Annotated in this window: 16 protein-coding genes; 14 read left to right on the top strand and 2 right to left on the bottom strand. The window is 43.0% G+C overall.

Features of this window, described 5'->3' with window-relative positions; genetic code table 11:
• Position 1 precedes the first annotated feature (1 nt).
• The 5 genes from OCF95_RS08155 to pflA all read left to right on the top strand — a co-directional run bounded on the left by OCF95_RS08155 (position 2) and on the right by pflA (position 5,520).
• Positions 2 to 1,258, top strand: a complete 1,257-nt coding sequence (locus OCF95_RS08155) for a DNA recombination protein RmuC (RefSeq protein ID WP_261034972.1) — start codon at positions 2 to 4, stop codon at positions 1,256 to 1,258.
• Entirely contained in the window at positions 1,248 to 2,189 is a 942-nt protein-coding gene (locus OCF95_RS08150; protein ID WP_000703197.1) for a 3'-5' exoribonuclease YhaM family protein, read from the top strand. The genes OCF95_RS08155 and OCF95_RS08150 overlap by 11 nt, the downstream gene beginning before the upstream one ends.
• A 266-nt stretch (positions 2,190 to 2,455) precedes the next feature.
• A complete protein-coding gene (purR, locus tag OCF95_RS08145) occupies positions 2,456 to 3,283 on the top strand; it encodes a pur operon repressor (protein WP_023943469.1) in 828 nt (275 codons plus the stop codon).
• Between the two features lie 66 nt (positions 3,284 to 3,349).
• Positions 3,350 to 4,600 (top strand): diaminopimelate decarboxylase, encoded by a 1,251-nt coding sequence (locus OCF95_RS08140; protein WP_261105215.1) that lies wholly within the window; start codon positions 3,350 to 3,352, stop codon positions 4,598 to 4,600.
• Positions 4,601 to 4,725: 125 nt separating this feature from the next.
• Positions 4,726 to 5,520, top strand: a complete 795-nt coding sequence (gene pflA / locus OCF95_RS08135; protein ID WP_001288288.1) for a pyruvate formate-lyase-activating protein — start codon at positions 4,726 to 4,728, stop codon at positions 5,518 to 5,520.
• Between the two features lie 227 nt (positions 5,521 to 5,747).
• Here the strand turns inward: pflA and yidC are convergent, their stop codons facing one another.
• Both yidC and OCF95_RS08125 read right to left on the bottom strand, forming a co-directional pair.
• Positions 5,748 to 6,674, bottom strand: a complete 927-nt coding sequence (gene yidC / locus OCF95_RS08130; protein ID WP_261105225.1) for a membrane protein insertase YidC — start codon at positions 6,672 to 6,674, stop codon at positions 5,748 to 5,750.
• 77 nt (positions 6,675 to 6,751) lie between these two features.
• A complete protein-coding gene (locus tag OCF95_RS08125) occupies positions 6,752 to 7,030 on the bottom strand; it encodes an acylphosphatase (RefSeq protein ID WP_038804579.1) in 279 nt (92 codons plus the stop codon).
• A gap of 33 nt (positions 7,031 to 7,063) precedes the next feature.
• On the opposite strand from OCF95_RS08125, the gene OCF95_RS08120 reads away from it, so the two are divergent.
• From OCF95_RS08120 to OCF95_RS08080, 9 genes are all read left to right on the top strand, one after another.
• Positions 7,064 to 7,804 carry a TrmH family RNA methyltransferase gene (locus tag OCF95_RS08120; RefSeq protein WP_261051478.1) on the top strand — a complete coding sequence of 247 codons (741 nt, stop codon included), beginning with the start codon at positions 7,064 to 7,066 and terminating at the stop codon, positions 7,802 to 7,804.
• 54 nt (positions 7,805 to 7,858) lie between these two features.
• Positions 7,859 to 8,542 (top strand): Bax inhibitor-1/YccA family protein, encoded by a 684-nt coding sequence (locus tag OCF95_RS08115; RefSeq protein ID WP_261051480.1) that lies wholly within the window; start codon positions 7,859 to 7,861, stop codon positions 8,540 to 8,542.
• 111 nt (positions 8,543 to 8,653) lie between these two features.
• Positions 8,654 to 9,646 (top strand): aspartate--ammonia ligase, encoded by a 993-nt coding sequence (gene asnA / locus OCF95_RS08110; protein WP_000748003.1) that lies wholly within the window; start codon positions 8,654 to 8,656, stop codon positions 9,644 to 9,646.
• A 64-nt stretch (positions 9,647 to 9,710) separates the two neighbouring features.
• Complete coding sequence (rsmD, locus tag OCF95_RS08105) at positions 9,711 to 10,250, top strand: 16S rRNA (guanine(966)-N(2))-methyltransferase RsmD (RefSeq protein ID WP_049492813.1); 540 nt, start codon at positions 9,711 to 9,713, stop codon at positions 10,248 to 10,250.
• Positions 10,240 to 10,728 carry a pantetheine-phosphate adenylyltransferase gene (gene coaD, locus OCF95_RS08100; protein WP_004255857.1) on the top strand — a complete coding sequence of 163 codons (489 nt, stop codon included), beginning with the start codon at positions 10,240 to 10,242 and terminating at the stop codon, positions 10,726 to 10,728. Before rsmD ends, coaD begins: the two co-directional genes overlap by 11 nt.
• Positions 10,712 to 11,749 carry a SepM family pheromone-processing serine protease gene (locus OCF95_RS08095; RefSeq protein WP_077804676.1) on the top strand — a complete coding sequence of 346 codons (1,038 nt, stop codon included), beginning with the start codon at positions 10,712 to 10,714 and terminating at the stop codon, positions 11,747 to 11,749. Before coaD ends, OCF95_RS08095 begins: the two co-directional genes overlap by 17 nt.
• A gap of 56 nt (positions 11,750 to 11,805) precedes the next feature.
• The gene (locus OCF95_RS08090; protein WP_223330195.1) at positions 11,806 to 12,036 is read left to right on the top strand and encodes a DUF1146 family protein; all 231 of its coding nucleotides are present in this window, start codon (positions 11,806 to 11,808) and stop codon (positions 12,034 to 12,036) included.
• A gap of 23 nt (positions 12,037 to 12,059) precedes the next feature.
• Entirely contained in the window at positions 12,060 to 13,343 is a 1,284-nt protein-coding gene (gene murA / locus OCF95_RS08085; RefSeq protein WP_049515995.1) for a UDP-N-acetylglucosamine 1-carboxyvinyltransferase, read from the top strand.
• On the top strand, positions 13,336 to 13,524 hold the full coding sequence (locus tag OCF95_RS08080) for a DNA-directed RNA polymerase subunit beta (protein ID WP_043901723.1): 189 nt from the start codon (positions 13,336 to 13,338) through the stop codon (positions 13,522 to 13,524). Before murA ends, OCF95_RS08080 begins: the two co-directional genes overlap by 8 nt.
• Positions 13,525 to 13,545 lie beyond the last annotated feature (21 nt).

The following is a 13,545-nucleotide window of genomic DNA, read 5'->3' as shown; positions in this document are numbered from 1 at the left end:
GATGGAAAGTTTACTTGTTCTATTATTGATTGCCAACCTAGCTGGACTCTTTCTGATTTGGCAAAGGCAGGATAAGCAGGAAAAACATCTCAGCAAGAGCTTGGAGGATCAGGCAGATCACTTGTCAGACCAGTTGGATTACCGCTTTGAACAAGCCAGACAAGCCAGTCAGTTAGATCAAAAAGATTTGGAAGTGGCTGTCAGTGACCGTTTGCAAGAAGTGCGAATGGAATTGCACCAAGGTCTGACTCAAGTTCGTCAAGAAATGACAGATAATCTCCTCCAAACCAGAGATAAGACCGACCAACGTCTCCAAGCCTTGCAGGAATCAAATGAGCAACGTTTGGAACAAATGCGCCAGACAGTCGAGGAAAAGTTGGAAAAGACCTTGCAGACGCGCTTGCAGGCTTCCTTTGAGACAGTTTCCAAACAACTGGAGTCTGTCAATCGAGGCCTTGGAGAAATGCAGACAGTTGCCCGCGATGTCGGCGCCCTCAACAAGGTTCTCTCTGGAACCAAAACGCGAGGGATTCTGGGAGAATTGCAACTGGGGCAAATCATCGAAGACATCATGACACCTGCCCAGTATGAAAGAGAATATGCAACGGTTGAAAACTCCAGTGAACGAGTGGAGTATGCCATCAAGTTGCCCGGACAAGGCGATCAGGAATACGTCTACCTACCAATTGACTCTAAGTTTCCACTGGCAGATTATTACCGCCTAGAAGAAGCCTATGAAGCAGGTGATAGGGACGAGATTGAACGCTGTCGTAAATCGCTTTTAGCAAGCGTCAAGCGCTTTGCCAAGGATATCAAGAGCAAGTACATAGCACCGCCTCGGACTACCAATTTTGGAGTTTTGTTTGTTCCGACAGAAGGTCTCTACTCAGAAATCGTCCGCAATCCGGTCTTCTTTGATGATTTGAGGCGGGAAGAGCAGATTATTGTCGCAGGTCCAAGTACCCTATCAGCTTTGCTCAACTCCCTATCGGTTGGCTTCAAGACTCTCAATATCCAAAAGAGTGCCGACCATATCAGCAAGACTCTTGCCAGTGTCAAGACCGAGTTTGGCAAGTTCGGTGGCATTCTGGTTAAGGCACAAAAACATCTCCAACATGCCTCGGGCAATATTGATGAATTATTAAACCGTCGTACCACAGCTATCGAGCGGACGCTCCGTCACATTGAGTTGTCAGAAGGTGAGCCTGCGCTTGATCTACTCCATTTCCAAGAAAATGAGGAAGAATATGAAGATTAGTCACATGAAAAAAGATGAGCTATTTGAAGGCTTTTACCTAATCAAGTCAGCTGACCTGAGGCAAACTCGAGCTGGGAAAAACTACCTAGCCTTTACCTTCCAAGATGATAGTGGCGAGATTGAAGGGAAACTCTGGGATGCCCAACCTCATAACGTTGAGGCCTTTACCGCAGGTAAGGTTGTCCACATGAAAGGACGCCGAGAAGTTTATAACAACACCCCTCAAGTCAATCAAATTACCCTTCGCTTGCCTCAACCTGGCGAACCAAATGACCCAGCTGATTTCAAGGTCAAGTCGCCAGTTGATGTCAAGGAAATTCGTGACTACATGTCGCAAATGATTTTCAAAATTGAAAATCCTGTCTGGCAACGAATTGTCCGAAAGCTCTACACCAAGTATGATAAGGAATTCTACTCCTATCCAGCTGCCAAGACTAATCACCATGCCTTTGAAACGGGTTTGGCTTATCATACGGCGACCATGGTGCGCTTGGCCGATGCCATTAGCGAGATCTATCCTCAGCTCAATAAGAGCCTGCTCTATGCGGGGATTATGCTACATGACTTAGCTAAAGTCATTGAGTTGACGGGACCAGACCAGACTGAGTATACAGTACGAGGTAATCTTCTTGGACATATCGCTCTAATTGATAGCGAAATTACCAAGACAGTTATGGAACTCGGTATTGATGATACCAAGGAAGAAGTCGTTCTGCTTCGTCACGTCATCCTTAGTCACCACGGCTTACTTGAGTATGGAAGTCCAGTCCGTCCACGCATTATGGAAGCAGAGATTATTCATATGATTGACAATCTGGATGCCAGCATGATGATGATGTCAACAGCTCTGGCTTTGGTGGATAAGGGAGAGATGACCAATAAAATCTTCGCTATGGACAATCGTTCCTTCTATAAACCAGATTTAGATTAATAATTTAAGAAAAATGAGCATTTTTTAGGACAAGAATGTTCGTTTTTTTATGTGAATATGGTATAATAAGTAAAAGACAAAAATGAATACTCTTCGAAAATCTCTTCAAACTAGGGTAACATCGCCTTGTCGTATGTATATATGTAGTTATATTACAGACTTTGTCAGTTCTATCGACAATCTCAAAACAGTGTTTTGAACCACCAGCGACCAGCTTTCTAGTTTGCTTTTTGATTTTTTGAATAAAAATGGAATAGGAAATAGAAATGAAATTAAGAAGAAGTGATCGGATGGTTGTCATTTCCAACTATTTGATTAATAATCCTTATAAACTAACTAGTCTCAATACTTTTGCTGAAAAGTATGAATCTGCTAAATCATCTATCTCAGAAGATATCGTCATTATCAAACGCGCCTTTGAGGAAATTGAAATCGGTCATATCCAGACAGTAACTGGGGCTGGCGGAGGTGTCATCTTTACACCATCTATTTCGAGTCAGGATGCTAAGGAAATGGTTGAAGACTTGCGTGCCAAGTTGTCAGAAAGTGACCGTATCTTGCCAGGTGGTTACATCTACCTATCTGATTTACTTAGCACACCAGCCATCTTGAAAAATATTGGTCGCATTATTGCCAAGAGTTTTATGGATCAAAAAATTGACGCGGTTATGACAGTAGCGACCAAGGGTGTTCCACTTGCAAATGCAGTTGCAAATGTCCTCAATGTTCCTTTTGTTATTGTGCGCCGTGACCTGAAAATTACCGAAGGTTCAACTGTCAGCGTCAACTATGTATCAGGTTCAAGTGGTGACCGCATTGAGAAAATGTTCCTTTCAAAACGCAGTCTCAAGGCAGGCAGCCGTGTCTTGATTGTGGATGACTTCTTGAAAGGTGGCGGAACGGTCAACGGGATGATTAGTCTCTTGCGTGAGTTTGATTCAGAATTGGCTGGTGTAGCCGTCTTTGCGGACAATGCCCAAGAAGAACGTGAAAAGCAGTTTGACTACAAGTCACTCTTGAAGGTAACCAATATTGATGTCAAGAACCAAGCCATTGATGTTGAGGTTGGCAATATCTTTGACGAAGATAAATAAGAGATAGAACTAAAGGTTGGAACGATTGTCCCAGCCTTTCTTTGCAAATAGAATAGAAGGAAACTTATGAAAACACCATTTATCAATAAAGAAGACTTAGAAGCGATTGTTGCCGAGTTCCCAACTCCCTTTCACTTGTATGATGAGAAGGGAATTCGTGAAAAGGCAAGAGCCGTCAACCAAGCATTTTCATGGAACAAGGGCTTTAAGGAATATTTTGCAGTTAAGGCTACTCCAACACCAGCTATTTTGAAAATTCTCCAAGAGGAAGGCTGTGGTGTGGACTGCTCTAGTTATGTGGAGCTTTTGATGAGCCATAAACTGAATTTCCCTGGTTCTGAGATTATGTTCTCTTCAAACAACACGCCAGACAAGGAATATGCCTATGCGCGTGAATTGGGTGCGACCATTAACTTGGATGCTTTTGAAGATATTGAACATCTGGAGCGAGCAGCAGGCATTCCAGAAATCATCTCATGTCGTTATAATCCTGGAGGCGTTTTTGAACTGGGGACAGACATCATGGACAATCCTGGAGAAGCCAAGTTCGGCATGACCAAGGACCAGCTCTTTGAAGCCTTTGCCATCTTGAAGGAAAAAGGAGCTAAGACTTTTGGGATTCACTCCTTTCTAGCATCCAATACCGTCACCCATCTCTATTATCCAGAGTTGGCGCGTCAACTTTTTGAATTGGCTGTTGAAATCAAGGAAAAGTTGGGCATTTCGCTAGACTTTATCAATCTTTCCGGCGGTATTGGGGTCAATTATCGTCCAGACCAGGAGCCAAATGATATCGCTTTGATTGGTGAGGGGGTTCGTAAGGTTTATGAAGAGGTCCTTACACCAGCAGGTCTTGGTCAGGTCAAGATTTTCACCGAATTGGGTCGTTTTATGTTGGCACCTCATGGTGCTTTGGTTACAAGAGTGACTCATAAGAAGGAAACCTACCGTACCTATCTCGGTGTGGATGCATCAGCAGTCAATCTCATGCGTCCAGCTATGTACGGAGCCTACCACCATATTACTAACGTGACCCATCCAGATGGACCAGTTGAAGTGGTAGATGTGGTTGGTTCACTCTGTGAAAACAATGATAAATTTGCAGTGAATCGCGAACTGCCTCATACAGAAATCGGTGATTTGCTGGTAATTCATGATACAGGTGCTCACGGTTTTTCAATGGGCTACCAGTACAACGCCAAACTTCGTTCTTCGGAAATCCTCTATACCGAAGAAGGTAAAGCCCGTCAAATCCGCCGTGCAGAGCGCCCTGAGGACTATTTTGCAACCTTGTATGGCTTTGATTTTGAAGAATAAAATGATAAATAATTGAAAATGAAATTGAAAAACAGATTGCTTTCTAAAAAATAGGCAAAAATCTTGTTTTTCCTTCAAGTCATGATATAATAAAACTATAAAACGTTTTCAAGGAAGGTAACGATATGTCTGAAGAAACAATTGATTATGGACAAGTGACAGGAATGGTGCATTCGACAGAAAGCTTTGGGTCAGTAGATGGGCCTGGTATTCGCTTCATTGTCTTTTTGCAGGGCTGTCACATGCGTTGCCAGTATTGCCACAACCCAGACACTTGGGCTATGGAGTCCAATAAATCACGTGAACGGACGGTAGATGATGTCTTGACAGAAGCCTTGCGCTACCGCGGTTTCTGGGGAAATAAGGGTGGGATTACGGTCAGTGGAGGAGAGGCTCTCTTGCAGATTGATTTCTTGATTGCCCTCTTTACCAAGGCCAAGGAACAAGGTATCCACTGTACCTTGGATACCTGTGCCCTTCCTTTCCGTAATAAACCACGTTACCTTGAGAAGTTTGATAAACTCATGGCTGTCACTGACTTGGTCCTCTTGGATATCAAGGAAATCAACGAAGAACAGCACAAGATTGTCACTAGCCAAACCAATAAAAATATCTTGGCTTGTGCCCAGTATCTATCAGATATTGGAAAACCTGTCTGGATTCGCCACGTGCTAGTTCCAGGATTGACAGACAGAGACGATGACTTGATTGAACTTGGTAAGTTCGTCAAGACCCTCAAAAATGTTGATAAGTTTGAAATTCTGCCTTATCACACTATGGGTGAGTTCAAATGGCGTGAATTGGGAATTCCATATTCCCTCGAAGGAGTCAAACCACCAACAGCAGACCGCGTTAAGAACGCTAAAAAACTCATGGATACCGAAAGTTATCAAGACTATATGAAACGTGTACATGGATAAAAAAGAAGCCTGATGGAAACATCGGGCTTTTGATACTCAATGAAAATCAAAGAGCAAACTAGGAAGCTAGCCGCAGGTTGCTCAAAACATGGTTTTGAGGTTGTGGATAGAACTGACGAAGTCAGTAACCATACCTACGGCAAGGCGAAGCTAACGTGGTTTGAAGAGATTTTCGAAGAGTATGACTTGCAAAAAAGACTTAGCAAACCAGCTAAGCCTTTTTCTTCTTATCTCGAACGTTGTTTTCCAGCGTTGCGATTTTTGTGTTTTTTCTTGCTTGTGATAGCAGTTGGTTGTTCAGGGGTAACGTCTTTTCTTCCATTTGGTGTTGAGAAAGCACGTGCTTTTGGTGGGTTCTTGGCTAGTTCTTCACGGACTTTTTTGCGAAGTTTTGGACGAACGATATAGTTGACGATAAACTGTTGGAGAATCATCATGAAACCACCGACAACCCAGTAAAGCGTCACACTGGCTGGTGAGAAGAAGGAGAAGACGACAATCATGAGAGGGCTCATGTAGATCATTTTCTTGAGCTGTTCTCTTTGCATCTCATCTTCTACGCCATGAAGTGAGAGGAGTGATTGGAGATAGTAGAGGACACCAGCAAAGGCTACGAGGATCATACTTGGTGAACCAAGATCGATACCCAAGAAGGTAGAGCTAGCTACCCCTTCAGTGTGCTGGGCTGCAAAGTAGATAGCAGAGAAGAAAGGCATTTGAATGAGGATAGGGAAGCATCCTACACCACCTAACATGCTGATGCCGTGTTCCTTCTGAGCTGCAAAGAGAGCTTGTTGAGCCTCAAGTTTTTCTTCCTGAGTTGTTGCTTCTTTGAGACGTGTTTGGTGTGGTTCGAGTACGTGTTTGAGGGCGTTCATCTTTTCAGAGTGAAGTGTCGCCTTCCATGATTGGTAGATACCAAGTGGGAGGATAATCAAGCGCACGATAATGGTTACGATAATGATAGCGACCCCGAAGCCTAGACCTTTATCAGTAGCGAAGTACTTGATAGCTTCTCCCATCGGAGCACCCAAGAAATCCCAAACGGGACCAATTGGCTTACCTGTTGCTTTGTCTACTTGGACACAGCCTGTCAAGACGAGTAGCATAGCCACTCCCATAGCAGAGAGGGCAAAACGTTTAATAGATTTCAATGTTTTCATTCCTTCTTTAAAAATTATACCTTTCTATTCTACTGTTTTTTTGTAAAATATACAATAGTTCTAGAGACCTAATTTGCGACTTTGAAGTCCGAATAGGATGAAAAGTTGCTCATTTGTACATCTAGATAGGTGACTTTTGAAAAAGGTGTCGGACCTTTTCGGATTTCTTGGATAAATTTTGCCATAGTGGCAGAGGAGTCTGTCTGAGCAAGAATTTCCACTGTGCCATCGTCGTTATTCCAGACACGACCAGTGATGCCGCCGATTTCAAGAGCTAAAGTATAAACACCCCAGCGAAAACCAACACCCTGCACCCTGCCTTGGGCAATCATTCTAACCTTTTGCATACCAAACCCCTTTGATTGTGTTATAATATTTCTATGACTATTATAACCTCAAAAGCCAATTCTGTGGTAAAAAATGCCAAGAAATTGCATCAAAAAAAATATCGAAAGTCTGCTTATTTGATTGAGGGCTGGCACTTGTTTGAAGAAGCTGTTCAAGCAGGAGTGACGATTGAAAAGGTCTTTGCCCTAGAAAGTTACCGAGATCAGCTAGCGGCTTTTCCACAAACAGTCTGGGTTTCAGAGGAAATTTTGCGGGATTTAGCAGATACGCAAACTCCTCAAGGGATTGTTGCAGTGATTCAAAAAGAAGAAGTGGGACTGCCTGATCTCCATCAGGGCAAGTATCTATTTTTAGAGGATGTTCAAGATCCTGGTAATGTGGGCACCATGATTCGGACGGCGGATGCTGCAGGTTTTACAGGGGTTATTGTCTCAGACAAGTCAGCAGATATCTACAGTCTTAAGACCCTGCGTTCCATGCAAGGAAGTCATTTTCACTTGCCCATCTATCGTATGCCTGTTGCCACCTTTGTAGTAGAGGCAAAAAAGAGCAATTTGCCCATTCTAGCAACGACCTTGTCGAGAGATTCAAAGGATTATCGTGAGCTTTCTCCCTTAGAAAACTTTGCTCTAGTCATGGGAAATGAAGGACAGGGGATTAGTTCTGTCATGGCTGAGAGTGCTGACCAGCTGGTTCATATAGGCATGAAAGGCCGAGCAGAAAGTCTCAACGTGGCAGTTGCAGCAGGCATTTTGATGTTTTATTTCAGCTAATTTATAAAATCTTTGTTATAATCAAGACATATCTATAGAAAAAGGAGAATCAGAATGAATCAATCGATTATTCAAGAACGTTCAGGTCTCAATCAATTTTACGCCAAGGTTTACGCCTTTGTGGGACTTGGAATTGGTCTATCGGCTCTCGTATCAGCTTTGATGTTGACAGTCTTTCAATCCCAATTGGTCTACTTTTTAATGCATGGTCGTCTCTGGTTGATGATTGCAACTTTTGCAGAACTTGCTCTAGTCTTTGTTGCAAGTAGCATGGCTGCAAAAAATAGCCCAGCAGCTCTCCCAGTATTTTTAGTTTATTCTGTTTTAAATGGCTTTACGCTGAGTTTCGTCGTAGCCTTTTATACACCAGGGACCGTCTTATCGGCCTTTGTATCCAGCGCCCTTCTCTTCTTTGTCATGGCGGCAATCGGAATTTTCACCAAGAAAGATTTGAGTGGAATGGGACGAGCTTTGATGGCGGCGCTCGTTGGTCTCATCATTGCCATGGTTGTGAATCTATTTTTAGCCAATAGTTTCTTTGACTACATGATTAGTATTGCCATGGTCTTGGTTTTCTCAGGTTTGATTGCTTGGGATAACCAAAAGATTCGCTATGTTTATGAGCAGTCACGAGGGCAAGTAGCGACAGGTTGGGTTGTGTCAATGGCTCTCAGTATCTATCTTGATTTTATCAATCTTTTCCTAAGTATTCTACGTATCTTCGGTCGCAATGACTAGAAGGTCCCTAACATCAGTGTTCGAAGGAGCACTGATTTTTTTATATTTGGTCTTTTCTTTTCTTGGAAATAGGTGTATAATGCTTTTAATTAATTTTTTGAGGAGTAGTTTATGAAGAAAAGTTTTATTCATCAACAAGAAGAGATTTCCTTTGTCAAAAACACTTTTACCCAGTATTTGAAAGATAAGTTAGAAGTTGTCGAAGTTCAAGGTCCTATCTTGAGCAGGGTCGGCGACGGGATGCAGGATAATTTATCAGGTGTGGAGAATGCCGTATCGGTCAAGGTTCTCCAAATCCCTGATGCTACTTATGAAGTTGTGCACTCACTTGCTAAATGGAAACGCCATACCTTGGCCCGTTTTGGTTTCGGTGAGGGAGAAGGTCTTTTCGTCCACATGAAGGCCCTTCGTCCAGACGAAGATTCGCTGGATGCGACCCACTCTGTTTATGTTGACCAGTGGGACTGGGAGAAAGTTATCCCAAATGGTAAACGTAATATCGCTTATCTAAAAGAAACAGTGGAGAAGATTTACAAGGCTATTCGTCTTACTGAGCTAGCTGTTGAAGCCCGCTATGACATCGAATCAATCTTGCCAAAACAAATCACTTTTATCCACACAGAAGAGTTGGTAGAACGCTACCCAGATTTGACACCAAAAGAGCGTGAAAATGCTATTTGTAAAGAATTTGGAGCAGTATTCTTGATCGGTATCGGTGGTGAATTACCAGACGGTAAACCGCACGATGGACGTGCACCAGACTACGATGACTGGACAAGTGAGTCTGAAAATGGTTACAAGGGTCTAAATGGTGATATTCTTGTTTGGAATGAGTCTCTGGGGGGAGCCTTTGAGTTGTCTTCTATGGGAATCCGTGTAGATGAAGAAACGCTTCGTCGTCAGGTTGCCATTACAGGTGATGAAGACCGCTTGGAATTGGAATGGCACAAGGCTTTGTTGAATGGTCTATTCCCATTGACAATCGGTGGAGGAATTGGACAATCTCGGATGGCCATGTTCCTACTTCGCAAGAAACACATCGGAGAAGTGCAAACAAGTGTTTGGCCTCAAGAAGTCCGCGATACTTACGAAAATATTTTGTAGAGAATCGAACCGCAAGGTTCGGTTTTCTTTCTCTTTTCGCCCATAATTTGGTATAATAAACGGTATGAAAATCGTATCAGGAATCTATGGGGGACGTCCCCTCAAGACACTAGAAGGAAAGACGACAAGACCTACTTCGGATAAGGTTAGGGGAGCTATTTTTAACATGATTGGTCCCTACTTTGAAGGTGGACGAGTCTTGGACCTTTATGCAGGTAGTGGTGGTTTATCTATCGAGGCAGTATCGCGTGGCATGGCCAGTGCTGTTTTGGTGGAGAGAGATCGTAAAGCTCAGGCTATCGTGGCTGAAAATATTCAGATGACCAAGGAAGTTGGAAAATTTCAACTCCTCAAGATGGATGCAGAAAGGGCATTGGAACAGGTATCTGGCGAATTCGACCTCATTTTCTTAGACCCTCCTTACGCCAAGGAACAAATCGTAGCAGATATTGAAAAAATGGCTGAGAGAGCGCTTTTTTCTGAAGATGTTATGGTCGTGTGCGAGACGGATAAGGCCGTTGAGCTTCCAGAAGAAATTGCCTGTCTAGGCATCTGGAAAGAAAAAATTTATGGAATTAGTAAGGTGACAGTCTATGTCAGATAAGATTGGCTTATTCACAGGCTCATTTGATCCGATGACAAATGGGCATCTGGATATGATTGAACGGGCGAGCAGACTCTTTGATAAGCTCTATGTCGGTATTTTTTTCAATCCCCATAAACAAGGATTTCTCCCTCTTGAAAATCGTAAACGGGGACTAGAAAAGGCTTTGGAACATTTGGGGAATGTTGAAGTCGTGTTTTCTCATGATGAATTGGTGGTTGATGTTGCAAAAAGACTGGGGGCTACTTTCCTAGTGCGAGGCTTGAGAAATGCGTCGGATTTGCAATATGAAGCCAGTTTTGATTACTACAACCATCAGCTGTCTCCTAATATAGAGACCATTTATTTACATAGTCGACCTGAACATCTCTATCTCAGTTCATCCGGTGTTAGAGAACTTTTGAAGTTTGGTCAGGATATTACCTGCTATGTTCCTGAGAGTATTTTGGAGGAAATAAAAAATGAAAAAAAAGATTAGATGGCCCTTATATGTCATTGCGGCCTTAATTGTGACTTTCTTGGCATTTGTAGTGCCCTTGCCCTACTATATAGAAGTTCCAGGTGGTTCGGAAGATATTCGCCAAGTCCTTAAAGTAAATGACACAGAAGATAAGGAAGCTGGTGCCTATCAATTCGTTACGGTTGGTGTCCAGCACGCTACTTTAGCCCATATGATTTATGCTTGGTTGACGCCTTTTACAGATATTCGTAGTGCTCAGGAGACTACAGGTGGATCTTCCGATATTGAATTTATGCGGATCAATCAATTCTACATGCAAACATCGCAAAATATGGCTAAGTATCAAGGGCTAAAAACAGCTGGTAAGGATATTGAACTAAAATATCTTGGGGTTTATGTTTTGACTGTGACGGATAATTCGACCTTTAAAGGGATTCTCAACATCTCTGATACGGTCACAGCAGTCAATGATCAGACCTTTGATAGTTCCAAAGATTTGATTGATTACGTCAATTCTCAAAAACTAGGGGACTCCGTCAAGGTAACTTATGAAGAGGATGGGCAAACCAAGTCTGCAGAAGGAAAAATCATTACTCTAGAAAATGGCAAAAATGGAATTGGAATCGGCTTGATTGACCGTACGGAAGTGACCAGTGATGTCCCAATTCGCTTTTCAACAGCCGGTATCGGTGGTCCAAGTGCAGGTCTCATGTTTAGTCTGGCCATCTATACCCAAATAGCTGACCCTGGTCTTAGAAATGGCCGTATCGTTGCCGGTACCGGAACTATTGACCGCGATGGGAATGTGGGGGACATTGGAGGTATTGATAAGAAAGTTGTTGCTTCGGCTAGAGAAGGTGCTGCTATTTTCTTTGCCCCAGATAACCCTGTTAGCGAAGAAGAACAAAAAGCGCATCCTGATGCGAAAAATAACTACCAAACAGCCCTAGAAGCGGCTAAAACAATCAAGACAGATATGAAAATTGTGCCAGTTAAAACCCTACAAGATGCAATTGATTACTTGAAAAACAATCCCTAGTTTTAAGTTAAGTTTCCAAACTAGCGCACAAACAGAGAAGATGGTATAATAGTCAAATGGTTCAATTATTATTCACTCTAAGCAGTCACATGCTCTTTATTTATGTGAGTTTTTACCTTTTAAAGGATCTTGTTAGATGGGAAAAGGTTTTAAAAGTGACAACTGAGAATACAGGAAAAGTTCGTTTACTAGTGGCCTTTTTCAGCATTGTAATGGGCTACATCATGAGTTCTTTCTTTATCAGTCTGTATCAGTTGTGGCAAGAAGCGCTTAGAGAACTATTATAAAATCAAGAGTAAAGGAAATAAGTATGGAAAAAATTGTGGTTCAAGGTGGCGATAATCGTCTGGTAGGAAGTGTTACGATCGAAGGAGCAAAGAATGCAGTCTTGCCTTTGTTGGCAGCGACTATTCTAGCAAGTGAAGGAAAGACCGTCTTGCAGAATGTTCCTATCTTGTCAGATGTGTTCACTATGAATCAGGTGGTTCGTGGTTTGAATGCTAAGGTGGATTTTAATGAAGAAGCTCATCTTGTTGAGGTGGACGCAACTGGCGATATCACTGAGGAAGCTCCTTACAAGTATGTCAGCAAGATGCGTGCATCTATCGTTGTCTTGGGACCAATTCTTGCCCGTGTAGGTCATGCCAAGGTATCCATGCCAGGTGGTTGTACGATTGGTAGCCGTCCTATTGATCTTCATTTGAAAGGTCTAGAAGCTATGGGGGCTAAGATTAGTCAGACAGCTGGTTATATCGAAGCCAAGGCTGATCGCTTACATGGAGCTCATATCTACATGGACTTCCCAAGTGTTGGTGCTACTCAGAACTTGATGATGGCAGCGACGCTGGCTGATGGGGTTACAGTGATTGAAAATGCTGCGCGTGAGCCTGAGATTGTGGACCTAGCCATTCTCTTAAATGAAATGGGAGCTAAAGTAAAAGGTGCTGGTACAGAGACCATTACCATTACCGGTGTGGAGAAACTTTATGGTACGACTCACAATGTGGTCCAAGACCGTATTGAAGCTGGAACCTTTATGGTGGCTGCTGCCATGACTGGTGGTGATGTCCTGATTAAAGATGCTGTTTGGGAGCACAACCGTCCCTTGATTGCCAAATTGCTTGAAATGGGAGTGGAAGTGACGGAGGAGACTGAAGGAATTCGAGTTCGCTCTCAACTAGAAAATCTAAAAGCTGTCCATGTGAAAACCTTGCCCCACCCAGGATTTCCAACAGATATGCAGGCTCAATTTACAGCCTTGATGACTGTCGCAAAAGGCGAATCAACTATGGTGGAGACAGTTTTTGAAAATCGTTTCCAACACCTAGAAGAAATGCGCCGTATGGGCTTGCACTCTGAAATTATCCGTGATACAGCACGTATTGTTGGTGGACAGCCTTTGCAGGGAGCAGAAGTTCTTTCAACTGACCTTCGTGCCAGTGCAGCCTTGATTTTGACAGGTTTGGTAGCACAAGGAGAAACCGTAGTTGGTAAATTAGTCCACTTGGATAGAGGCTACTACCGTTTTCATGAGAAGTTGGCGCAGTTGGGTGCTAAGATTCAGCGGATTGAGGCAAGTGATGAAGATGAATAAGAAATCAGGCTACGTAGCCAAGCGTTTACTTTTAGTCATTCTGGTACTGATTTTAGGTGCTTTAGCCCTAGGAATCGGTTTAATGGTCGGTTATGGAATCTTGGGCAAGGGTCAAGATCCATGGGCTATCCTGTCTCCAGCAAAATGGCAGGAATTGATTCATAAATTTACAGGAAATTAGGCTGGAAAACCAGCCTTTTTC

Source organism: Streptococcus mitis (genome assembly GCF_946188615.1).
Classification (GTDB): Bacteria; Bacillota; Bacilli; order Lactobacillales; family Streptococcaceae; genus Streptococcus; species Streptococcus mitis_BZ.
Note: the sequence above shows the minus strand (reverse complement) of the source record. Positions and strands in the feature narration are given on the sequence as shown.

Bases quoted from the DNA above. Each gene is read 5' to 3' on its own strand.
- OCF95_RS08155 (WP_261034972.1), top strand. From the start codon at position 2: ATGGAAAGTTTACTTGTTCTATTATTGATTGCCAACCTAGCTGGACTC.
- OCF95_RS08150 (WP_000703197.1), top strand. From the start codon at position 1,248: ATGAAGATTAGTCACATGAAAAAAGATGAGCTATTTGAAGGCTTTTAC.
- purR (WP_023943469.1), top strand. From the start codon at position 2,456: ATGAAATTAAGAAGAAGTGATCGGATGGTTGTCATTTCCAACTATTTG.
- OCF95_RS08140 (WP_261105215.1), top strand. From the start codon at position 3,350: ATGAAAACACCATTTATCAATAAAGAAGACTTAGAAGCGATTGTTGCC.
- pflA (WP_001288288.1), top strand. From the start codon at position 4,726: ATGTCTGAAGAAACAATTGATTATGGACAAGTGACAGGAATGGTGCAT.
- OCF95_RS08125 (WP_038804579.1), bottom strand. From the start codon at position 7,030: ATGCAAAAGGTTAGAATGATTGCCCAAGGCAGGGTGCAGGGTGTTGGT.
- OCF95_RS08120 (WP_261051478.1), top strand. From the start codon at position 7,064: ATGACTATTATAACCTCAAAAGCCAATTCTGTGGTAAAAAATGCCAAG.
- OCF95_RS08115 (WP_261051480.1), top strand. From the start codon at position 7,859: ATGAATCAATCGATTATTCAAGAACGTTCAGGTCTCAATCAATTTTAC.
- asnA (WP_000748003.1), top strand. From the start codon at position 8,654: ATGAAGAAAAGTTTTATTCATCAACAAGAAGAGATTTCCTTTGTCAAA.
- rsmD (WP_049492813.1), top strand. From the start codon at position 9,711: ATGAAAATCGTATCAGGAATCTATGGGGGACGTCCCCTCAAGACACTA.
- coaD (WP_004255857.1), top strand. From the start codon at position 10,240: ATGTCAGATAAGATTGGCTTATTCACAGGCTCATTTGATCCGATGACA.
- OCF95_RS08095 (WP_077804676.1), top strand. From the start codon at position 10,712: ATGAAAAAAAAGATTAGATGGCCCTTATATGTCATTGCGGCCTTAATT.
- OCF95_RS08090 (WP_223330195.1), top strand. From the start codon at position 11,806: ATGGTTCAATTATTATTCACTCTAAGCAGTCACATGCTCTTTATTTAT.
- murA (WP_049515995.1), top strand. From the start codon at position 12,060: ATGGAAAAAATTGTGGTTCAAGGTGGCGATAATCGTCTGGTAGGAAGT.
- OCF95_RS08080 (WP_043901723.1), top strand. From the start codon at position 13,336: ATGAATAAGAAATCAGGCTACGTAGCCAAGCGTTTACTTTTAGTCATT.